The organism is Flexivirga sp., from assembly GCF_051955415.1.
GTDB lineage: Bacteria > Actinomycetota > Actinomycetes > Actinomycetales > Dermatophilaceae > Flexivirga.
Map to the genome: position 1 here is coordinate 31,530 of NZ_JBQCGS010000046.1, position 20,564 is coordinate 52,093.

Below are 20,564 nucleotides of genomic sequence, written 5' to 3' on the forward strand. Positions count from 1 at the left end.
CCTCGTGGATGTCCTGCGCACTCCGAACGTGCCCGTACTGCACGTCGTGCGTCTCTGGAGACACCCCGCACATTCTTACTGCGGACCGGCCGGTAGCGGAAGGGAGTTGGCGGCGGTTCCCGAACTCGGATGCGGACCCCTGTCCAAATACTGATCGAATGGTCAGTAATTCGGGGATATCGTCCTCCTCCTCGCCCCCGCGGTGGCACACTGCCCGCATGGAGGCAACCGATCACGTGCACACGATGTGGCAGGAGGATCGTGCGTCGGCGGCGCAGGAGATCGAGCTCCTCGATGTCGGCCTGTATGACGACGGCCGCGGCCACGCACGCACCCGCATGCAGTTGCGTGAGCATCAGGTCAACGGGCACGACATCGCGCACGGCGGGCACATCTTCCTGCTGGCCGACTCGACGTTCGCCCTCGCGTGCAATGCGAGCGGCCACACCACGGTGGCCTCCGGTGGCGACATCTCGTTCGTCACGGCCGGGCGGCTCGGTGACGTGCTGGTCGCCGACGCCAGCGAGCGCGTGACCTACGGCCGGTCCGGCATCACCGACGTGACGGTCCGTCGCGAGGCCGACGGCGCAGTGATCGCAGAGTTTCGTGGCAGGTCGAGGAGGATCTCATGAGTGATGGTGCAGAGCTGGACCCCGCAGCGGCATGGGATGCCGCCGAGAAGTGGTCGATCGACGAGTTGCGCGCACATCAGCTGGAGCGCCTGCAGGCGACGGTCGCCGCGGCATACCAGAACGTGCCGCACTACCGGAACGCCTTGGACTCCAGCGGTGTCCATCCCGATGACATCAAGGAACTCGGTGACGTGCGGCTGCTGCCGTTCACCGGGAAGGCCGACCTGCGGGACAACTACCCGTTCGGGATGTTCGCCGTGCCGCGATCCGAGGTGGTGCGCGTGCACGCCTCCAGCGGCACGACCGGCATGCCGACCGTCGTGGGCTACACCCGCCAGGACATCGACACCTGGGCCGACCTGGTGGCTCGTTCGCTGCGGGCCGCGGGAGTGCGGCCGGGCGATGTCTGCCACGTCGCCTACGGCTACGGCCTGTTCACCGGCGGCCTCGGTGCGCACTACGGCGCCGAGCGGCTCGGTTGCACGGTCGTCCCGATGTCGGGCGGTCAGACCGCCAAACAGGTGCAGCTGCTGCGCGACTTCGGCGCCCGCGCGATCATGGTCACGCCGTCATACTTCCTCTCGATCCTCGACGAGATGACCGCACAGGGCATCGACCCGCTCGAACTCCCGCTCCGGGTAGGCGTTTTCGGCGCCGAACCGTGGACAGATGCGATGCGGGCCGAGATCGAGGAGCGTGCCGGCATCGACGCCGTCGACATCTACGGCCTGTCCGAGGTGATGGGACCGGGCGTCGCGATGGAGTGCGCGCAGACCAAGGACGGACCGACGATCTGGGAGGACCATTTCCTGCCCGAGATCATCGACCCGGTGAGCGGCGAGCCGGTCGCCGACGGCGAGGAGGGCGAGCTGGTCTTCACCTCGCTGACCAAGCAGGCGATGCCCGTGCTGCGCTACCGCACCCGGGACCTGACCCGCCTGCTGCCGGGCACTGCGCGACCGGCGTTCCGGCGGATGGCCAAGATCACCGGCCGCAGCGACGACCTGATGATCATCCGGGGGGTGAACGTCTTCCCGACCCAGATCGAGGAGCTCGCGCTCGGGTATGACGGGCTGTCGCCATACTTCCAGTGCGTGCTGGACCGCCCCGGGCGGTTGGACGAGCTGACCGTCAATGTCGAAGCGACCGAAGGCTTCTCGAGCGACCTGTGGGCGCAGGTGGAGATCGACCTCGCCCGAGACATCAAGGACCGGATCGGCACGTCGGCCCGGGTCACCGTGCTCCCCGCCGGCGGCATCGAGCGCTCCGTCGGCAAAGCCCGCCGGATCGTCGACAACCGCCCGAAGTAGGGGTCGGGCCTCGAGACACTCGTCCTCGCCCCACCGGATCAGCACAGGCGACAGGCAAGAGCGACCCGTCCGGACGGCAAGGCGACGCCCGCGAGACGACGACCGGTTCGCGGATAGCAGCGAGCGAGCCTGCGAGCCGTTGCTACCCGCGGGCCGCGAGGAATCGAAGCCATTCAACGCAGCGGGCGGATGCGCTCCAGCTGATCGAGGAAGTGGTCGACGGCGGCGGCGTCGTAGCCGCCGCGGCCGGCCCGGGACATGTGGAACTGCGCAGACCGGATGTCCGGCAACGGCTCGCCGTTGCCCATCGCCCGCAGCACGTTGTCCAGGAAGTCGTCGACCTGGTCGGTCTCGTACGCCGAGCCGAAACGTGTTGCCGCGAAGGTGATCTCACGGACCCACACCTGCTGCTGCCGGCTCCAGGTCAGCCGGCCGCGATCCGGCACCTGCTGCTCCGGCGCATCCAGGTCGCGGGTCTCCTGCTGGATGGTGAGCTGGCGCTGCCATTCGGCGATGTTGTCGAAGAGTGCGGTGACCGACTCCGGCGTGTAGCCCTCCCGGAAACGCGCGCGGCGCAGGCCGACGGTGCCGATCGCGGGCACCGGCTGCTGTGCCCGCATCAACGACAGGACACGGTCCAACTGTCGCTGCACATCGGCCATCACATAACCGCCCTGAGGCTGAGTGGTCAGTGTCGGGTTCTCCACGCGCGAAATATGATCGGCTGTCCACAGGGTCCTCACCACGGGCTCCATCCTTGCACCGTAACCTGATGGACCATGCGCGTACTCGTCTCCGGCGGCGCCGGTTACATCGGCTCCCACACAGTGCTGGCCCTGCTCGATCACGGCCACGATGTCGTCATCGTGGACGATTTCGCCAACAGCAAGCCGACGGTGCTCGGCCGACTGGAGGCGCTGTCCGGACAGGCGATCACGCTGCACGCCTTCGACCTGACCGACGTGGACAAGACCGAGCAGCTCTTCGCCGGCGAGGACTTCGACGCGGTCATCCACTTCGCGGGCTTCAAGGCAGTCGGTGAGAGCGTCGAGAAGCCGCTGGACTACTACCGCAACAACCTCGACAGCACCTTCTCGCTGGTGCGCGCGATGACCCGGCACGGTGTCGACAAGCTGGTCTTCTCCTCGTCGGCGACCGTGTATGGCGACAACGCGCCGGTTCCCTATCACGAGGACTACGAACCGCTTTCGGCTTCCTCGCCATACGGCCGGACGAAGGTGATGATCGAGCGGGTGCTGACCGACGTCGCGTCCGTCACCGACGGGTTCCGGGTGGCGCTGCTGCGCTACTTCAACCCCGTCGGTGCCCACCCGTCCGGCCGGATCGGTGAGGACCCGCAGGGGGTGCCGAACAATCTGATGCCCTACATCGCCCAGGTGGCGGTCGGTCGGCGCGACAAGCTGCGCGTCTTCGGCGACGACTACCCGACCAAGGACGGCACCGGAGAGCGCGACTACATCCACGTCATGGACTTGGCCGCCGGCCACGTGGCCGCTCTGGAGCATCTGCCGGCGATGAGCGAGCCGGTGCGTGCGTTCAATCTCGGCACGGGCGAAGGCACCTCGGTGCTGGAGCTGTTGCACGCCTTCGAACGCGCCGTCGGGCACGAGCTGGCCTACGAAGTCGTCGAACGACGTGCCGGTGACCTGCCGGCCTACTGGGCGGACCCGGCGCGAGCGCACCAGGAGCTCGGCTGGCGCGCCACGCGCACGATCGACGACATGTGTGCGGACACGTGGCGTTGGCAGTCCGAGAACCCGAACGGTTTCCCCGAGGGCTGATCCACGCCGCACCTTCATGCCGCATGACGGCTTCTTCGGCGACGTGGGCGTCGTATGCCGTGCGCCGGGTCAGTGGTGCGCGAAGTGCTGATGCGTGTGCAGGTACTGCTCGCACTGGGTCCGCGTGCCGGGGCCGAAGGCGATGCTCCAGTCCGGCGGCACCGGGTTGGTGCACGACCAGACGATGAGTCGGCCGACACGGCCGACCACGACGAAATAGAGCTGCGTCGACTTTGCTGCATCCGGGTTTCCGGACATGGTGATCCCTCCCAAGTCCTGCACCCCCCGAGCGTCATACTCGTGGTTCCAGTGTGACGCACGCGACCGCTGCAGCGCTCCATTTTCCGCAGCACGGCGGCGATCGGAACCGATCCGGACCCTGGCCACGTCCATGGCGCGACACCGAACACCCCCTCAGCAGGGAAGAGAGTCCAGTCATGCGTCGTCGCCTGCCGCACCTCGTCACCGTGAGTGCCCTGGCCGTCCTCCTCGCCGCGAGCGGTGGTGCGCTGGCCGCGGCCCCGGCGACCGCGGCTGCCGCAGCGGGTGACCTGTCGCCCACGCATGCGGACCTGGACGAATACACCTCCCAGCAGCTGACCTGGAGCGCCGCGTTGTGCCCGCGCGAAGTTCGCGAGCTCGGCACGGCGGCGAAGCGGTCGACCTGCGCGCGAGTCAGCGCACCGAAGGACTACGCCCACCCCGACAAGGGCGACATCACCCTGATGGTCACCCGCACCACGCCCGAACGACCCGGTGCATCCAGCCGTGTGGTCTTCACCAACCCCGGCGGACCCGGTGGCCCGGCCGCCCGCTTCTCGGCCATCGTCGCGGCCATGTCGCCGATGGGCCGCACCGAGACCGTGGTCGGCGTCGACCCGCGCGGCACCGGCGAGAGCACACCGGTCAGCTGCGACCCGCCGCGCAGCAGGGTGCGCGACAACCACCGGCTGACCGCCGACGACGTCACCGCACTGCAAACCGCTGTGAAGGCCTCGGTCGACAAATGCGTCGCCCGACACGGCGACTACCTGCCCTACATCACCACCGACAACACCGCTCGCGACCAGGAGCTGGTGCGCCGACTGCTCGGCGTGCAGCAGATCGACTACTACGGGGTTTCGGCCGGCACGTGGCTCGGCGCCCACTACGCGACGCTCTTCCCCGAGCACGTCGGACGCTTCGTGCTGGACAGCAACACCGCGTTCAGCCAGGACTTCCAGGCCAGCTTCGGCTACCAACCGATGGGCTTCCAGCGCCGCTTCACCCAGCAGTTCGAGCCGTGGGCGGCCCGGCACCACGATCAGTACGGCATCGGCGCGACCGCCGCGGAGGTCGAAGCCACCCACCAGCGAGTGCGCAAGGCGGCCGCCGAGGGCCGGCTCGGCTTCTTCTCCGCGAACGTCGTCGACAACGTCCTCGCCCAGCAGATGTACTCCGACAAGGGGCTGGTCACGGCGGCCAAGTTCCTCGGCTTCCTGGACGAAGCGCGCGACGGCGACAAGATCGCGCTCTACCGGGCGTTCGCCCTGCTCGGCTCCGGTTCGGACAGTTACACCGACAACCGCGAGAGCACCACCTTCATGGCGACCACCTGCAACGACACCTCGTGGCAGCGCGACCCCGACTACTACGTCGATCGGGCCCGCAGTCTCGGACCGAAGTATCCACTTCTGGGGTACGGGCAGGTCGTCAACCAGTGCGCCTACTGGCCCTACCAGGCCACCAACCGGAAGGTCGACCTGTCCAAGTCGCCGACCATCCTCATGGTCGACACCACCCTCGACCCGGCGACGCCGTACGAAGGTGCTGTCGCCGCGCACAAGGCGTCACCCCACACGGTGCTGCTGACGGTCAACAACCAGGGCAACCACGGCGCCGTGCTCGGCAGCAAGAACACCTGTGTCACCGACGCGGCATACGGCTTCCTGATGCATGGCGCTGTGCCGGAACAGGACTCGGTGTGCCAAGGCATGCCGCTGCCCGGTGACAGCAAGGTCTATCCGGTCGGTGCGCAGGTCTCCGGGCCGAGACCCGGCCTGGACGACTCGGCGAAACCCACCGAGAAGCACGAGTCCGACGACCTCAGCACGGTGCTGCGCACGATCCTGGAGAAACTGATCGGCGACATTCTGGGTGGCCCGCACGCATAACGCGGGTCGAGTAGGGCGAGGAACGAGCCCGTATCGAGACCAGGTGTTCGGCGCACGTGGTCTCGATACGGGCTCGCCTATCGGCTCGCCCTACTCGACCGACGTGGAACCGCTACATCTGGTCCGGGGACTCGATGCCGAGCAGGTCCAGGCCCTTGACCAGCACCTTGCGGGTCAGCGCACACAGCGCGAGGCGGCTGTCGCGGACGGCTGCGTCCTCCGCTTTGAGCACCGGGCAGTGCTCGTAGAACGCCGTGAACGTCGTCGCGAGGTCGTAGAGGTATGCCGCCAGGCGGTGCGGCTCCAGGGTCTCGCCGACCTCGGCCACCACCGGCCCGAAGTCCAGCAACCGCAACGCCAGTGCCCGCTCGTCCGGCTCACTCAGCACGATGGGTCCGTCGAGCTGCACTGCGTCCGCACGAGACAGGATCGACCGGATCCGGGCCGTGGCGTACTGCAGGTAGGGGCCGGTGTTGCCCTGCAAGGCGAGCATCCGGTCCAGGTCGAAGGTGTAACCCGAGTCGTGCGACACCGACAGGTCGGCGTACTTGATCGCTCCGATGCCGACCTGGTGCGCGATCGTCGCGCGCTCCTCGTCCGAGAGGTCCGGCCGCGACTCGGCGACGACCTCGGCCGCACGCTCCAGCGCCGAATCCACCAGGAACTGCAAGGAGATCAGGTCACCGGACCGGGTGCGCAGGATCTTGCCGTCGGTGCCGACGACATTGCCGATCTGCACGTGGATCGGCTCGGTGCCCTGCACCCATCCGGCCTTGTCGGCGGCCGCCCAGACCATCCGGAAGTGCAGGTTCTGCGGAGCGCCCACGACATACAACGCACGGGTGGCGTGCAGGTCGAGTGAGCGGTGCCGGATGGTCGCCAGATCTGTTGTGGCGTAACCGTATCCACCGTCCGACTTGCGGATGATCAGCGGCACCGGTTTGTCGTCCCGACCGGTGAACTCGTCCTGGAAGACGCACAGCGCACCTTCGCTGACGACCGCAATCCCCTTGGCCTGCAACGTGTCACAGACCTCGGCGAGTTCGTCGTTGTATGACGACTCCCCGCGCAGGTCCGCATCGGTCAACGTGATGCCCAGGTCGGCATACACCCGGTTGATGTAGTTGCGGGTGAAGTCCATGATCTTGACCCACAGCCGCTTGCTCTCAGCGTCGCCGCTCTGCAGCGTCGCCACCCGCTGACGGGCCCGCACCGCGAAATCACCTGCAGCGTCGAACTCCGTGCGGGCCGCCCGGTAGAAGGCGTTGGGGTCGGTCTCCAGCAGCTTGGCGTCGTCGCTGTCCTCGCCGACCTCCAGCAGGTGCTCGATGAGCATGCCGAACGCGGTGCCCCAGTCGCCCAGGTGGTTCTGCCGGATCACCTGGTGACCCAGCGCCTCCAGCGTGCGCGCCAGCGAGTCGCCGACGACGGTCGTGCGCAGGTGGCCGACGTGCATCTCCTTGGCCGCGTTGGGCGAGGAGTAGTCGATGACCACGATCTCGTGCTCCGGCGACGGTATGCCGAGCCGCTCGTCGTCGAGCTGATGGTTGGCGGCGGCAGCGACCCAGTCGGTCCGCAGGGTGAGGTTGAGGAAGCCGGGGCCGGCGATCTCCACCGCCGAGATCAATGCGTCGTCCGCAGCGATCCGGTCAGCGATCGCCTGGGCCACCTCCCGCGGCGGCTTGCCGACCCGCTTGGCCAGCGCCATCGCGGCGTTGGCCTGGAAGTCCGCATCGGTCTGGCGCTTGTTGGCCGGACGGATCACCGGGTCCGCCTCTCGCCATTCCGGTCCGAAGGCCTCGGCGAGGGCCTGCTGGACGCGGGTGGTGAGGGCAACGGTCGGATCGGTCATGGCCTTTAGATTAGGCGGTGCGCCCGGGGCCGGACGAATCGATATCAGGACCCCGCAACGCCTGTCGTCCTCGCCATTATCCTGGAGTCATGCGGTCCGTCACTCGCATCTCCGTCTGCGCGTTCGTCCTCGCCCTCAGCCCGGCAATGGTCGCGTGCGGGTCCTCCGGCACCGTCACGGTGACGGGCCCGTCGTCGGGTGCGTCGTCGGTCTCGTCGGGTGCCGGAGCGTCGGTCGACGCCACTGCGCCGGTGCCGGACGCCACGTCCCTGGCTCATGACGCCCGGTCGGCATACCGAGCGGCGACCTCGGCACACCTGCACGCCTCGGTCGACGACAACGGCGTCACCGAGACCATCGATATCCGCGGCACGATGGACGGCAGCAATCAGGAACTGTCCATCAAGGACCCGGGCAGCGGCAACGCGACGCTGCGCACGGTCGACGACAAGTACTACATCAAGGGCAATCAGGACTTCTGGGAGTCCGCGGCGAAGTCCGACACGACCACGGCCGCACTGCTCGCCGACAAGTGGGTGCTCGCGCCCCACCGGATGGCGACCGACAACTCGATCGGCAAGCTGACCATCCGCGCGTTCCTGGACGAGATGCTCGGCGAAGGCGCGCTTTCCGACAGCGAACTCGGCGACATGACCACCAGCCGCGGGTCGCAGGGCGACGCGCCGGTGTTCGTCGCACAGGGCAAGGACTCACACGCCGACACCAATACTTTCAAGGTCTTCGCCGACGGGAAGAACAACGTCGCCGAGGTTTCCGGCGCCTCCGATGACGGGTCCGACGGCAAGGCGACCTTCGACGGCTGGAACACCCAAGCCCGGGTGGATGTGCCGAAGGGCTATGTCACGTTCCCGGACCCCGGCTCCGGTTCCGGACCCGACCGCACGACCGGTCCGACGACCTGATCTGATGACGACGGGTCCGCCGACGGACCCGTCGCGCGTCGTCGCAGGGACCGCGCCCACGGTCACGTACGTTGGGGACATGCGTACCGTCACTCGCGTCTCCCAGTTGACCCTCGCCGCGGCGCTCGGTCTGTCCCTCGCCGCGTGCGGCTCCAGCTCCAGCTCCGGCAGCAGCGCCCCGGCGAGCGCCGGCGCCTCGGGCGGCAGCGGCTCGTCCGCGGGTCCGTCCGCCGGCGGGTCGTCGTCGGCCCCCAGCGCGGCGACCAGCGCGGCGACGAGCGGCAGCGCTCAGGCGGGCGTACCGGACGCCACCACCCTGGTGCACCGGGCCCGGGCGGCATACCCCAAGGCCAAGTCCGCGCACCTGCACATCAAGATCAACGACGCATCGCAGAACGAGACCATCGACATCAAGGGCAACATCGCCGGCACCAACCAGGAGGTGCAGCTCGCCGAGGCCGGCAAGGGTTCGGCGACCCTGCGGACCGTGTCCGGCAAGACCTACATCAAGGCCGACCGGAAGTTCTGGACCACCAGCGGCGGACTGCCGGCGAACGTCGCGGCCAAGACCGCGGACAAGTGGATCATCTCGCCGCCGTCGGCCAGCAAGCAGTTCGCCTCGGTCACCATCAAGAACTTCCTCGACCAAGTGCTGAGCAAGGACTCACTCAGCGACAGCGACCTGGCCAAGGCGTCCAGCACGAAGTCCTCGCTGGACGGCAAGGACGTCTATGTCATCACCGACCACTCCGACGAGGGCGGCAGCCTGACCCTGGCCGCGGACAGCACCTACGTGTTGCGGCTGCTGCCCCCGGACAAGCAGCGCGACGAGGGCGCGCTGACGATGGACGGCTGGAATCAGCAGCCGACCGTGAGTGCCCCCTCGGGCGCCGTCGACCCCCAGTCGATCCGGTGACGCGCGGCTGACGTGCTGGGCGACCGGAGCGCCCCGGTGCCCACCCCGCTCACCGGGCCGCTCGGTCGTCCGTATGCCGCCAGGCGGGTGACGGCATACGGCGGGCACTCAGGCGTTGGCGAGGGCCGCGTCGTCCGAGCGTTCGGCATCCAGCTTCTCGGCCAGCCCCTCACCCTCGACGTCGACCCGCGGCAGGATCCGGTCCAGCCACTTCGGTAGCCACCAGGCCTTGTCGCCCAGCAGGTACATGATCGCCGGGATCAGCACCATGCGGATCACGAACGCGTCGAAGAAGACGGCGGCGGCGAGCGCGAAGCCCATCGACTGGATCAGGCTGTTGCTCTGCAGCATGAACGCGGCGAACACCGAGATCATGATGGTCGCGGCGGCCGCCACCACCCGCGCGCCGTGCCGGAAACCGTCGACGATCGACGCCCGGGCGTCGGCGCCGTGGACGTAGGCCTCCCGCATCCGGGTGACCAGGAAGACCTGATAGTCCATGGCCAGGCCGAAGACGATCCCGATCAGGATGATCGGCATGAAGCTCACGATCGGCTGGCCCTCGACCAGCCCGAGCGCGCCCTTCTGGAAGACCTCGACCGTGGCGCCGAGGGTGGCCAGCACCGACAGCAGGAAGCCGAGAGTCGCGGTCAGCGGCACGAGGATCGAGCGGAACACGATCATCAGCAGGATGAAGGCCAAGCCGATCACCACCGCCAGGTATTTCGGCAGGGCATTGGTCAGCTGGGTCGACACATCGGTCTGCACGGCGGTGGCTCCGGTGACGCCGACCTCGGTGCCGGTCTTGGCCTCGATGGTCGACTGACCGTTGCGCAGCGCGTCCAGCAGGTCCAGCGTGGACTGGTCGTCGGCGCCGCCCTTGGGGGTGATCAGGATCTGCGCGCCGGACTTGTCCTGGTTGACCGCGATGATCTTGGCGTTGACCACGTCCGGCTGGCTGCCGGCCCAGCCCATCACCTGGCCGTATGCCGCCATCCGCTGCTGGGCACCGTCGATCTTGCTGCCGTCGACGACCGTGAGCAGCGGAGCCTGGCGGCCCGCGCCGAAAGCCTCGGTGATCATGTCGGCGGCCTGCCGCTGGGTGGTGGACGTGGGCGCGGTCGAGTCGCTGGGCAGCGCCAGGTGCAGGCTCTTCATCGGCAGGGCGAGCGCGCCCAGCACGACGACCACCAGGGTGACGACGATCGCCGGCTTCCTGCCGAGCAGCTTCGCCCAGCGCACGCCGTTGTTGGTGGTCCTGCCGTCCTCGGCGACCTTGTCCTGCCGCTTGCGCAGCTGCGCACCGAACGCCTTGGTCTTGAGCATGCCGAGCACGGCAGGCAGCAGGGTCAGGGCGACGCACACGGCGAAGAACACCGAACCCGCGGCGGCCAGACCCATCGAGGTCAGGAACGGTATGCCGACGACCGACAGCGCGCAGAGGGCGATCAGGACCGTCAGACCGGCGAACACCACGGCGCTGCCTGCCTTCCCGACGGCGAGGCCGGCGGCGTGCGCGCGGTCGTCGGTGTTCTGCAGCTCGGTGCGGTAGCGGGCCAGGATGAAGAGCGTGTAATCGATGCCGACCGCCAGGCCGATCATCGTGGCGAGGATCGGTGTGGTGGTGCCGATGGTGGTGAAGCCGGTCGCGAACTGGATCGCCAGCTCGCCCATGAGCACGCCGACACCGGCGGAGATGATCGGCATACCGGCGGCCACCAGCGAGCCGAAGGTGATGAAGAGGACGAAGGCGGCCACGATGATGCCGAGCAGCTCACTGCTGCCACCGGTCTCCGGCATCGCCTGCATGCCGGTGCCGTTGACCTCCGCGCGCAAGCCGTCGGCGCGAGCGCCGTCGAGCGCCTTGAGCACGTCGTCCTGCGTGCTGGCCTTCACGTCGGCGACGGTGTCGACCTTGAAGTTCCAGCTGATGGTGCCGGTGCGCTCGTCCGGCGACAGCGGCGAGAGGGCCTGCGCGTTCTTCCTGGCGGCGGCCTGCTCCTGCGGGCTCTTGCCCGCCGCGGCCAGGATCTGCCGGCTCTGGGCGTGTGCGGCGACGACCGGGTTGACCGGTTGTGCCGCGGGATCGGTCGGCATCTGCGGGATCTTCTTCAAATCCGCGATCAGGTCGTTGACGGCGTTCTTGTACTTGGTCTCCTCCAGGGTGTGACCCTGTGGTGCAGCGACGACGACGGTCGCGGAGGCCTGGTCCTGGACGTCGCCGGTGCCCGGGAAGAGCTGCTGCTGCATCGACTGGGCCTGCAGTGACGGGATGCCGGGGATGCTGAACTTGTCGACCATCGGCTTGCTGACGCCGATGGCGACGGCGCCGAAGCCGACGAGGACGATCGCCCACGCGGCGAGGAACATCGGCCACCGGCGGTAGGCCGTGCGGCCCAGCCGATAGAGCAGGGAAGCCATGGGTGTCCTTCGGTTGAGATGGTTTCGGTCTGGGGAATGAACGGCGCTCTCAGCGCAGGATCCGGCGCACCGTCCGCAGGTTGTCCAGGAAGATCTGCGGGATCTCCCGGTCGTCGCCCGCACTGAACCGGTGCAGCGAGACCTGGAACGTCGCGGCGAGCACGGTGAGGAGCAGGACGTTCTCGGCATCGTCGGCCGGCCGGCCGGAGCGGCGCGCGAGCAGTTCGGCAATGCCTGCAGCGAAGCCCTCGAAGTTCTGCTGTGCGGCGATGATCAGCTTGGGATTGACCTCGAAGCACCGCTGGGCAAGCGTCCAGTCGTCGCGTTCGAGCGGCACCTCGGTGCTGGCCCGCAGCACACCCAGCGCCAACGCCGCCACGTCGTCGACGAACTCCCCCGTGGGGCCGCCGGCGAGGAACGTGTCGATGTCCTCCTGGGTCAGTTGCGGGCCACCACCGAGGGTTGCCTCGAGCTTGCCGTCGAAATAATTGAAGAGCGTGCGTCGCGAGACGCCCGCTTTGGCGGCGAGCTCGTCGAGCGTGAACTCGTCATACCCCTTGTCGGCGGCCAGTTCGCGCGCCGCCCGGGTGATGGCGTAGGTGGTCCGCGCCCGTTTCGCGGACATCGGCACCGCGATGCGCAGCTGCGGTGTCGTGTCCGGCGAGGTCCTGAGCATGTCTTCAATTTTTGCCCTTTTGGATATCAAAGTGCAAATCGGTCCGATGTGATGTGCGTCGCGCCGACCATGACTGCGGGTCGGTCGCTCGCCTCGAATCGCTCGCGGCGGTGCGTTCGTTGGACGCCTCGCGGCTCAGCAGGTTGGATGGACTGCGACAGAGGGCGCCACGCAAGGGGCCTTACCGACCAAGGAGGGAACGTATGTCGACGCCCACAGGTGGCTCGTGGAACAACGATCAGCAGGGCCAGGGTGCCCCGCAGGGTGGCCAGGGCTACCAGGGCCAGAGTCTCGGCCAGGGTTTCGGCCAGCAGCAGGCGGCGGGCCAGGGCCAGCCGGGTCAGGACCAGCAGGGTCATGACACCCAGCAGGGTTACGGACAGCAGCAGGGTTACGGACAGAGCGCTCCGCAACCCGACTACGGCCAGCAGCCGGGTTACCAGCCGGGCTACGACCAGCAGTCCTACCACCAGCAGGGCTACGACCCGCACGGCCAGCAGGGCTATGACCAGCAGGCCGACCAGACGCACACCCAGCACGGCGGCTTTGCCAGCGGTGCTCAGCAGGCCGGGCAGCAGTTCGCGTCCGGTGCGGGTCAGGTCGTCTCGGGCGCCGGCGAAGGTGTCGGCGACCTCTTCTCGGACCTGCAGTTCAAGAAGTCGCTGACCGAGAAGATCGCCAGCCTGACGTTCCTGGGCGTCATCATCTGGGCGGTCCTGAACTTCATCAGCAACCTCGTCTACAACTTCGGCAGCGAGGACTTCGGCGGGACGCATGTCAAGCACATGAGCGGTTTCTCCGCGGTCATCCACAGCATCACCGACCTGGTGTGGCTGATCATCATCGTCGCGATCGTCCGGCTCGCGCTCGAGCTGGCGATCAACGTCGCCCGCCTGGCACAGCGGTCCAAGGACTGACGGAGCACCGTCACGCGTCGGCAGACGCCGTGGAGCGGCCGCATCCCTCGTCGGATGCGGCCGCTTCACGTTTGCCGGCATCCGCCGCGTACGCTGAGCGTGCTACAACAGACTTGAACATTTTCAAACGTCCGACTTCGATCGAAGCAGCGGACACTTCGATCCGACGAGAGGGTCGCGATGGAGCGCACGACGGGCAGGCTGGCCGACGGCCGCCAGATCCTTTGGTATGACGCCGACGGCACCGACCGGCAGGCCGTTCCCGATCGACGCGATCTGCCCACGGCGGTGACCAGCTCGCAACTGCGCCTGGACCCGCTGACCGGCGAGTGGATCGCCGTCGCGTCGCACCGGCAGAGCCGCACGTACCTGCCGCCGGCGGACCAATGCCCGTTGTGTCCGTCGCGCGACCACCTGTCCGAGGTCCCCTCCCCCGACTACCAGGTCGTCGCGTTCGAGAACCGCTTCCCGTCATACGAATTGAACGCGCAGGCGCCCCAGACCCCGACTGCCTCCGTCCCCACGATGGGGCAAGGCCTCGAGCAGGTGCGCGCCGGACGCGGCCGGTGTGAGGTCGTCTGCTTCACCAGCGATCACGACTCTTCCTTCGCAGCACTCAGCCCGGCACAGGCGCGGCTGGTCGTCGACGCCTGGGCGGACCGCACCACCGAGCTGAATGCGATGGACGGCGTGGAGCACGTCTTCCCCTTCGAGAACCGCGGCAAGGAGATCGGCGTCACCCTGCAGCACCCGCACGGTCAGATCTACGCCTATCCCTTCGTGCCTCCGCGGGCGGCAACCGAGCTGCAGCACGCGCAGACCTACCTGGACGAGCACGGCAGCAGCCTCTTCGGGGACCTCATCGACAGCGAAACAGCTGCTGCCACAAGGATCGTCGCCGAGAACGACGAATGGATCGCGTTCGTCCCGTTCGCCGCCCGCTGGCCGATCGAGGTGCACTTCTATCCCAAGCGGCAGGTGCCGGACATTCCCGCGCTCGACGACGCCGCGCGCGACGGCTTCGTCGGTGTCTATCTCGACGTGCTGCAGCGCTTCGACCGGTTGTATGACGAGCCGACGCCCTACATCGCGGCCTGGCAACAGGCCCCGGCCTCCTCGCACCGCGACGTGGCGTGGCTGCACCTGGAGCTCTACTCGATCCGCCGTGCGGAGGGCAAGGTCAAGTTCCTGGCCGGATCGGAGTCCGGTCAGGGTGCGTTCGTCAACGACGGCCTGCCCGAGGACGTGGCACAGCGTCTGCGAGACGCGTCGGCATGAGCGATGAACCCATGAGCAACAAGGTGATTCGCACTCCCGACGCTGTCGACCTCGACGCTCTCGCGGCCCGCTTCCGTTCGCTGTACGACGCCGAGCCCGACGGGCTGTGGGCGGCGCCCGGCCGGGTCAACATCATCGGTGAACACACCGACTACAACGGCGGATTCGTCCTGCCCATCGCGCTCGCGCAGCACACCGTGGCGGCGGTGCGCCGGCGTGAAGACACGCTGGTGCGGGTGGCGTCGGCGTCGATGGACGACGGCGCCGTGGCCACCGTGGAGCTGACCGACGTCACCGAGGATGGCGACTACGGCTGGGCGGCATACGTCGTGGGCGTGGGGTGGGCGGCCGCCCGGCGCGACCTTCCGGTGACCGGCCTCGACATCGCGCTGGACTCCAATGTGCCTGTCGGAGCGGGACTTTCGTCATCGGCCGCGCTGTCCTGCGTGACTGCTCGTGCCTGGTCCGACCTGCTCGGCTGGCAACTGGACGAGGAGACCGTGGCGGACCTGGGCCGCGACGCCGAGAACGAGATCGCCGGCGCGCCGACCGGCCTGATGGACCAGCTGGCGTCGGTGTGCGGGCAGGAGGCGCACGCGATGCAGATCGACACCCGCGCGGTGGCGATCACCCAGCTGCCGTTCGACCTGCCCGCCGCCGGGCTGTCGCTGTTGGTCATCGACTCGCGCACGGAGCACTCGCACACCGGCGGCGAGTATGCCGAACGTCGCCAGTCCTCCCATGAGGCGGCGCTGCGCCTGGGGGTGCACGAGCTGCGCGACGTGCCGTTGGAGAGCCTGGCCACCACGCTGGACAAGCTGCCGCCGCTGCTGCGTCGGCGGGCTCGGCACGTCGTGACGGACTCCGCACGCGTGGAGCAGGCGGCCAGGTTGCTCCTCGCCGGTGACGACCTGCGCCGGATCGGCCCACTGCTCAATGATTCCCACGCTTCGATGCGCGACGACTACGAGATCACCGTGCCGAGTGTCGACACATTGCAGGAGGCGGCGGTGGCAGCCGGCGCCCACGGTGCGCGGATGACCGGCGGCGGGTTCGGCGGCTGCGTGATCGCGCTGGTCGACCACGACGATGCCGCGACGGTCGCGGATGCCTGTGTCGCAGCGACAGCGCGCGGCGGCTTCCCGGCACCGGCCGTCTTCGAGGCGGTTGCCAGCGGGGGTGCCGCTCGGATCCGGTGACGTAGGGTCGTCCGGGTGACAGCTCAATCCGCTCAAGCGCCCTACACGGTGTGCTTCGTGTGCTCGGGAAACATCTGCCGCTCGCCGATGGGCGAGGTGATCCTGCGGGCGATGCTCGAGGAGGCCGGACTGGCCGACCAGGTCGTCGTGGACTCCGCCGGCATCGGTGACTGGCACGTCGGGCAGGGAGCCGACCCGCGCACCCTCGCGGCACTCAGCCGGGGCGGCTACGACGGCAGCGCACACCGGGCCCGGCAGCTGGAGGCGTCATACCTGGCCGGTCGCGACCTGATCCTCGCCGCGGACCGCGGCCACCTGCACGACCTGCTGCAGTTGCGCGAGGGCCTCGGCGCTGCCGGATCCGGTGCCGAGACGCGGCTGGTGCGGGAGTTCGACCCGGATGCGATGGCGGCCGGCGAGCTGGAGCTCGACGACCCCTACTTCGGCAACGCCACCGACTTCGACCGCTGTCGCGACGAGGTCGAGGCGGCCTGCCGCGGGCTGGTCGCCGAGCTGCAGCGCGCCCTCTGAGGCGCAGCTCAGCCGACCGGCAGCTCGCACCGGGCGACCTCGGTCGCCCACCGCAGGATCTCCAGGTCCTCTGCGCCGTCGGTGAACATCGGGCAGTGCGGCATCGTCACGTAGTGCAGCGCCGCGATGACCACCAGCGCACGCGGGTCGGTGCGCAGCTGCGCCAGGCGCTCGGGGGTGATGGCCGGCTCCAGGAGTTCCTCGATGTGTGCGTCGACGATCGCCTCGGCGATGTCGAGATGGAGGTGGGTGGCCACGCCGGTCTCCCCGTCCGTGCGCAGCCTGGTCTCCACGACGTGCAACAGCCACCGCAAGGCTCCGGCGTCGGCCATCAGCGCCTTCGCCGCCTCGCGCGATGCCCGGAAGGCGATCGAGACGCTCGGATCCGCCGCCATCTGGGGGCACCTCCCCACCCTGTCGTCGCTCATGTGCACACGGTATGGCGCCCGCAGGCGCACGGACCCGTCGTTGGCGAAACCTTGAAGTTGATTTTGCCGAACGGCCGCACCGTGGCCCAGCGCGGCAACCGCCTAAGCTCGCTGCATGACGACTCGCACCACACCGTGGCCCGCCGGCACCCCGTGCTGGGTCGACTGCGCCTTCGAGCCCGCTCACCGCGGGATGCACCACGCCCAGGACTTCTACGAGAAGCTGTTCGGCTGGGACGTGCTGCGCGGCACGGACGACCAGGACTACCGCGTATGCCGCAAGGACGACCTCCCGGTCGCGGGGCTGGAGCACAAGAACGGCTCCGACGCGCCGCCGTTCTGGACCACCTACTTCGCGACCGACGACATCACGGCCAGCTGCGCGGCCGTCACCGCGGCCGGTGGGCGGGTGCTCACCGAGGTCATCGACATCGAGGGTGTGGGGCACTCCGCCTACTGCTCCGACCCGACCGGCGCCTTCTTCGGGCTGTGGCAGGGTGAGGGCCTCATCGGCTTCGGCCTGGTCAACGAGCCCGGCTCGGTCGCCTGGAACGACCTGCTCACCCGCGACCTCGAAGGCTCGAAAGCGTTCTACCGCAACGTCTTCGGTTACTCGTATGACGACCGAGGCGACTCCTACGCCGTCGCGAAACTGCCGACCGGGGAGGTCGTCGCCGGCATACACCAGGCAGGGCAGCTGCCGGAGGATGCTCCGCCGTCGTGGCTGGTGCACTTCGCGGTGGCCGATCGTGACTCGTCGGCGCAGATCGCCCAGGAGCTCGGCGCCGCGATCCTGATGACCTTGGACACGCCGTTCGGGCCGGAGGCGGTGCTGCAGGGGCGGCACAGCGAGGTCTTCACCGTCATCGCCATGGACGACACCGCCGGGGAGTGACTGATCGGATCGCTGTCGTCGGTGGCGGCATCGCCGGTCTGACGCTGGCGGCGCTGCTCGATCCGGGCCGTTTCGAGGTGACGATCCACGAGGCCCAGCCGGAGCGGTCGGCCACCGGAAGTGCCCTCGGGCTGTGGGGCGGCGCGCGGAAGGTCCTGCACCGGATCGGTGCCTTGCCGGACGACACTTTCCGGCAGACCGGCGGCGCGCTGCACCGCATCGACGGTCGTCGCCTCGTCTCGGTGCGCGGTCCGGGGCCGGTGCTGGTCGACCGGCCGACGTTGCTCGCGGCACTCGCGGACGCGGTTCCGCCGAGCGTGCGCCGCGTGGCCGGGGAAGTCACTGATCCGGCCGTGCTGGACGCAGACCTGGTGGTCGGCGCGGACGGGGTCCGCAGCCGCGTGCGTGGCTTGGTCGAGGCCAGGGCCGCGAAGCGCGTGCCCACGTCATACGTCGCGCTGCGCGGGATCCGTGCGGGCGCACCGGCCCCGGACGAGGTGGGCGAGTACTGGGGCGGCGGCCGGCTGTGCGGCATCGCGCCGATGGCGCGTGAGCGGAGCTACTGGTTCACGACCCACCGCAGCGCGCTGGTGGAGCCGTTCGAGGTGGCTGCGGTGCTGGAGGAGGCGCGCAGCCGGTTCGCCGACGCCGCGCCCGCCGTCAACCGAGTGCTGGCCGATGCCGGCCTGGACACGCTCGCCACGGCACTGTGGGTCGCCCCGCGCATGCGGTCGTATGCACGAGGCAGGTATGTCGTCATCGGTGACGCCGCACACGCGATGCTGCCAAATCTGGGACGCGGCGCGTGCAGTGCGATCGTCGACGCGGCGACACTGGCGAAGAGCCTGAACGCCGGCAGCGACCTGCGTGGCTGGCAGGCCCGTCGGCTGCCCGCGACGCAGGTCGCCCGGCTCGGCTCGGCTGCGCTGATGCGCACCGCTCTCGCCATACCGTGACCACCCGACGACCACCCGACGAACGCGCGACGCGGCCGTCGCGGACGCTCTGGGACAATCGGCGCATGCGTTCGCTTGCTGATGCCAACCCGCCCATCGCGCTCGGCGCCCTGGACGGGCGTTACCGGACCGCCGTCGCCCCGCTGGTCGACCACCTCTCCGAGGCGGCACTCAACCGCGAGCGGGTGCACGTAGAGGTCGAATGGCTGATCCACCTCACCTCCCACGAGGCGGTGCCGGGTGTGCGCCGGCTGACCGAGCAGGAGATCGCCGGGCTGCGCGACATACCAGCGCAGTTCGACACCGCGGACATCGCTGAGCTCGCCGACATCGAGCGGGAGACGGTGCACGACGTCAAGGCCGTCGAGTACTACCTCAAGCGACGCCTGCCGCAGATCGTCGGCAGCGACGACGCTGCCGGCATCGCCGAGCTGGTCCACTTCGGCTGCACCAGCGAGGACATCAACAACCTGTCCTACGCGCTGATGGTGCAGGGTGCCACCCGGCAGGTGTGGCTGCCCAAGGCCACCGCGCTGGCCGACCAGATCGCCGCAATGGCAGCGGAACTCGCCGATGTCCCGCTGCTGGCACACACCCACGGCCAACCGGCGACACCGACCACGATGGGCAAGGAGCTGGCCGTGCTGGCCCACCGGCTGCGGCGGCAGCTGCGCCGGATCGCCGCCGCCGAATATCTCGGCAAGATCAACGGCGCGACCGGCACGTATGGCGCACACGTCGCGGCCGTGCCCGGCACGGACTGGATCTCGTTGTCCCGCTCGTTCGTGGAATCCCTTGGCCTGCAGTGGAACCCGCTGACCACGCAGATCGAGAGCCACGACTGGCAGGCCGAGGTCTACAGCGACATGGCCAGGTTCAACGCGATCCTGCACAACCTGGCCACCGACGTGTGGACCTACATCTCGATGGGCTACTTCGCGCAGTCCCGCGGCCAGGGCACGGTCGGCTCGAGCACCATGCCGCACAAGGTCAACCCGATCCGCTTCGAGAACGCCGAGGCCAACCTCGAGGTCAGCAACGCCCTGCTCGAGGTGCTCGCCCGCACGTTGGTCACCTCGCGGATGCAGCGCGACCTGACCGACTCCTCGATGCAGCGCAACATCGGCACGGCATACGGGCACTCCGTGCTGGCGATCGACAACGTCGCCCGTGGGCTCGCCGGGCTCGACGCGGTCCCGGAGAAGATGGCGGCCGACCTCGACGCCAACTGGGAGGTGCTCGGCGAGCCGATCCAGTCGGCGATGCGCGCCCTCGGAGCGCAGGGCGTGCCGGGCATGGAGCAGCCCTACGAGCGGCTCAAGGAGCTGACCCGTGGCCGCCGGATCAGCGACGCCGACCTGCGGGAGTTCGTGCGCGGGCTGGGCCTGCCGGCCGAGGTCGAGGAACGCTTCCTGACCATGACGCCCGCCACGTATGTCGGGCTGGCGCCACAACTGGTGACGTTCCTGGACGACTGATCCACGCCGGGCCGGCGACCTGGCTCCGTACCAAACCTTCCCCAGGGCAGACTTCGGCACGCCCGGCCGGCTGAACCCGTACCAAACCTTCCCCAGGGCAGACTTCGGCACGCCCGGCCGGCTGAACCCGTACCAAACCTTCCCCAGGGCAGACTTCGGCACGCCCGGCCGGCTGAACCCGTACCAAACCTTCCCCA

Annotated in this window: 19 protein-coding genes; 13 read left to right on the plus strand and 6 right to left on the minus strand. The window is 68.8% G+C overall.

Annotated features, from left to right (window positions below; all coding sequences use genetic code 11):
• Window positions 1-218 precede the first annotated feature (218 nt).
• Complete coding sequence (paaI, locus tag ACTHL4_RS07805) at window positions 219-632, plus strand: hydroxyphenylacetyl-CoA thioesterase PaaI (RefSeq protein WP_440282183.1); 414 nt, start codon at window positions 219-221, stop codon at window positions 630-632.
• Window positions 629-1,942: a phenylacetate--CoA ligase PaaK gene (gene paaK, locus ACTHL4_RS07810; RefSeq protein ID WP_440282184.1), complete on the plus strand. Its 1,314-nt coding sequence runs from the start codon at window positions 629-631 to the stop codon at window positions 1,940-1,942. The genes paaI and paaK overlap by 4 nt, the downstream gene beginning before the upstream one ends.
• A gap of 173 nt (window positions 1,943-2,115) precedes the next feature.
• On the opposite strand, the gene ACTHL4_RS07815 is transcribed toward paaK, so the two are convergent.
• Window positions 2,116-2,649, minus strand: coding sequence for a DivIVA domain-containing protein (locus ACTHL4_RS07815; RefSeq protein ID WP_440282185.1), 534 nt, complete (start codon window positions 2,647-2,649; stop codon window positions 2,116-2,118).
• Between the two features lie 72 nt (window positions 2,650-2,721).
• Between ACTHL4_RS07815 and galE the strand changes: the two genes are divergently transcribed.
• A complete protein-coding gene (gene galE, locus ACTHL4_RS07820; RefSeq protein WP_440282186.1) occupies window positions 2,722-3,744 on the plus strand; it encodes a UDP-glucose 4-epimerase GalE in 1,023 nt (340 codons plus the stop codon).
• 69 nt (window positions 3,745-3,813) lie between these two features.
• Here the strand turns inward: galE and ACTHL4_RS07825 are convergent, their stop codons facing one another.
• Window positions 3,814-4,002, minus strand: a complete 189-nt coding sequence (locus tag ACTHL4_RS07825; RefSeq protein WP_440282187.1) for a hypothetical protein — start codon at window positions 4,000-4,002, stop codon at window positions 3,814-3,816.
• Between the two features lie 179 nt (window positions 4,003-4,181).
• Here ACTHL4_RS07825 and ACTHL4_RS07830 point away from each other — a divergent pair, with 179 nt between their 5' ends.
• A complete protein-coding gene (locus tag ACTHL4_RS07830; protein ID WP_440282188.1) occupies window positions 4,182-5,897 on the plus strand; it encodes an alpha/beta hydrolase in 1,716 nt (571 codons plus the stop codon).
• Window positions 5,898-6,009: 112 nt separating this feature from the next.
• Here ACTHL4_RS07830 and argS read toward each other — a convergent pair whose 3' ends face one another.
• Window positions 6,010-7,749, minus strand: coding sequence for an arginine--tRNA ligase (gene argS / locus ACTHL4_RS07835; RefSeq protein WP_440282189.1), 1,740 nt, complete (start codon window positions 7,747-7,749; stop codon window positions 6,010-6,012).
• Between the two features lie 89 nt (window positions 7,750-7,838).
• On the opposite strand from argS, the gene ACTHL4_RS07840 reads away from it, so the two are divergent.
• The gene (locus tag ACTHL4_RS07840) at window positions 7,839-8,672 is read left to right on the plus strand and encodes a hypothetical protein (RefSeq protein WP_440282190.1); all 834 of its coding nucleotides are present in this window, start codon (window positions 7,839-7,841) and stop codon (window positions 8,670-8,672) included.
• A 79-nt stretch (window positions 8,673-8,751) separates the two neighbouring features.
• Window positions 8,752-9,588 carry a hypothetical protein gene (locus ACTHL4_RS07845; RefSeq protein ID WP_440282191.1) on the plus strand — a complete coding sequence of 279 codons (837 nt, stop codon included), beginning with the start codon at window positions 8,752-8,754 and terminating at the stop codon, window positions 9,586-9,588.
• A gap of 108 nt (window positions 9,589-9,696) precedes the next feature.
• Here ACTHL4_RS07845 and ACTHL4_RS07850 read toward each other — a convergent pair whose 3' ends face one another.
• Window positions 9,697-12,009, minus strand: a complete 2,313-nt coding sequence (locus ACTHL4_RS07850; RefSeq protein ID WP_440282192.1) for an MMPL family transporter — start codon at window positions 12,007-12,009, stop codon at window positions 9,697-9,699.
• A 49-nt stretch (window positions 12,010-12,058) separates the two neighbouring features.
• Window positions 12,059-12,685, minus strand: a complete 627-nt coding sequence (locus tag ACTHL4_RS07855) for a TetR/AcrR family transcriptional regulator (protein ID WP_440282193.1) — start codon at window positions 12,683-12,685, stop codon at window positions 12,059-12,061.
• 203 nt (window positions 12,686-12,888) lie between these two features.
• On the opposite strand from ACTHL4_RS07855, the gene ACTHL4_RS07860 reads away from it, so the two are divergent.
• The 4 genes from ACTHL4_RS07860 (at window position 12,889) to ACTHL4_RS07875 (ending at window position 16,610) form a co-directional block, all read left to right on the plus strand.
• Window positions 12,889-13,602, plus strand: coding sequence for a DUF4282 domain-containing protein (locus tag ACTHL4_RS07860; protein ID WP_440282194.1), 714 nt, complete (start codon window positions 12,889-12,891; stop codon window positions 13,600-13,602).
• A 180-nt stretch (window positions 13,603-13,782) separates the two neighbouring features.
• Entirely contained in the window at window positions 13,783-14,880 is a 1,098-nt protein-coding gene (gene galT / locus ACTHL4_RS07865; protein ID WP_440282195.1) for a galactose-1-phosphate uridylyltransferase, read from the plus strand.
• Entirely contained in the window at window positions 14,877-16,079 is a 1,203-nt protein-coding gene (gene galK / locus ACTHL4_RS07870; protein ID WP_440282196.1) for a galactokinase, read from the plus strand. Before galT ends, galK begins: the two co-directional genes overlap by 4 nt.
• Window positions 16,080-16,094: 15 nt before the next feature.
• Window positions 16,095-16,610 carry a low molecular weight protein-tyrosine-phosphatase gene (locus ACTHL4_RS07875; protein ID WP_440282197.1) on the plus strand — a complete coding sequence of 172 codons (516 nt, stop codon included), beginning with the start codon at window positions 16,095-16,097 and terminating at the stop codon, window positions 16,608-16,610.
• Window positions 16,611-16,618: 8 nt separating this feature from the next.
• Here ACTHL4_RS07875 and ACTHL4_RS07880 read toward each other — a convergent pair whose 3' ends face one another.
• The gene (locus ACTHL4_RS07880) at window positions 16,619-17,038 is read right to left on the minus strand and encodes a hypothetical protein (RefSeq protein ID WP_440282198.1); all 420 of its coding nucleotides are present in this window, start codon (window positions 17,036-17,038) and stop codon (window positions 16,619-16,621) included.
• Between the two features lie 115 nt (window positions 17,039-17,153).
• On the opposite strand from ACTHL4_RS07880, the gene ACTHL4_RS07885 reads away from it, so the two are divergent.
• From ACTHL4_RS07885 to purB, 3 genes are all read left to right on the plus strand, one after another.
• Entirely contained in the window at window positions 17,154-17,933 is a 780-nt protein-coding gene (locus ACTHL4_RS07885; protein ID WP_440282199.1) for a VOC family protein, read from the plus strand.
• Complete coding sequence (locus tag ACTHL4_RS07890) at window positions 17,930-18,889, plus strand: FAD-dependent monooxygenase (RefSeq protein WP_440282200.1); 960 nt, start codon at window positions 17,930-17,932, stop codon at window positions 18,887-18,889. Before ACTHL4_RS07885 ends, ACTHL4_RS07890 begins: the two co-directional genes overlap by 4 nt.
• A 65-nt stretch (window positions 18,890-18,954) precedes the next feature.
• On the plus strand, window positions 18,955-20,367 hold the full coding sequence (purB, locus tag ACTHL4_RS07895; protein WP_440282201.1) for an adenylosuccinate lyase: 1,413 nt from the start codon (window positions 18,955-18,957) through the stop codon (window positions 20,365-20,367).
• Window positions 20,368-20,564: the final 197 nt, after the last annotated feature.

Excerpts from the sequence above, each read along its gene's own strand:
- paaI (WP_440282183.1), top strand. The coding sequence starts at position 219 with ATGGAGGCAACCGATCACGTGCACACGATGTGGCAGGAGGATCGTGCG.
- paaK (WP_440282184.1), top strand. The coding sequence starts at position 629 with ATGAGTGATGGTGCAGAGCTGGACCCCGCAGCGGCATGGGATGCCGCC.
- galE (WP_440282186.1), top strand. The coding sequence starts at position 2,722 with ATGCGCGTACTCGTCTCCGGCGGCGCCGGTTACATCGGCTCCCACACA.
- ACTHL4_RS07825 (WP_440282187.1), bottom strand. The coding sequence starts at position 4,002 with ATGTCCGGAAACCCGGATGCAGCAAAGTCGACGCAGCTCTATTTCGTC.
- ACTHL4_RS07830 (WP_440282188.1), top strand. The coding sequence starts at position 4,182 with ATGCGTCGTCGCCTGCCGCACCTCGTCACCGTGAGTGCCCTGGCCGTC.
- argS (WP_440282189.1), bottom strand. The coding sequence starts at position 7,749 with ATGACCGATCCGACCGTTGCCCTCACCACCCGCGTCCAGCAGGCCCTC.
- ACTHL4_RS07840 (WP_440282190.1), top strand. The coding sequence starts at position 7,839 with ATGCGGTCCGTCACTCGCATCTCCGTCTGCGCGTTCGTCCTCGCCCTC.
- ACTHL4_RS07845 (WP_440282191.1), top strand. The coding sequence starts at position 8,752 with ATGCGTACCGTCACTCGCGTCTCCCAGTTGACCCTCGCCGCGGCGCTC.
- ACTHL4_RS07850 (WP_440282192.1), bottom strand. The coding sequence starts at position 12,009 with ATGGCTTCCCTGCTCTATCGGCTGGGCCGCACGGCCTACCGCCGGTGG.
- ACTHL4_RS07855 (WP_440282193.1), bottom strand. The coding sequence starts at position 12,685 with ATGCTCAGGACCTCGCCGGACACGACACCGCAGCTGCGCATCGCGGTG.
- ACTHL4_RS07860 (WP_440282194.1), top strand. The coding sequence starts at position 12,889 with ATGTCGACGCCCACAGGTGGCTCGTGGAACAACGATCAGCAGGGCCAG.
- galT (WP_440282195.1), top strand. The coding sequence starts at position 13,783 with ATGGAGCGCACGACGGGCAGGCTGGCCGACGGCCGCCAGATCCTTTGG.
- galK (WP_440282196.1), top strand. The coding sequence starts at position 14,877 with ATGAGCGATGAACCCATGAGCAACAAGGTGATTCGCACTCCCGACGCT.
- ACTHL4_RS07880 (WP_440282198.1), bottom strand. The coding sequence starts at position 17,038 with ATGAGCGACGACAGGGTGGGGAGGTGCCCCCAGATGGCGGCGGATCCG.
- ACTHL4_RS07885 (WP_440282199.1), top strand. The coding sequence starts at position 17,154 with ATGACGACTCGCACCACACCGTGGCCCGCCGGCACCCCGTGCTGGGTC.
- purB (WP_440282201.1), top strand. The coding sequence starts at position 18,955 with ATGCGTTCGCTTGCTGATGCCAACCCGCCCATCGCGCTCGGCGCCCTG.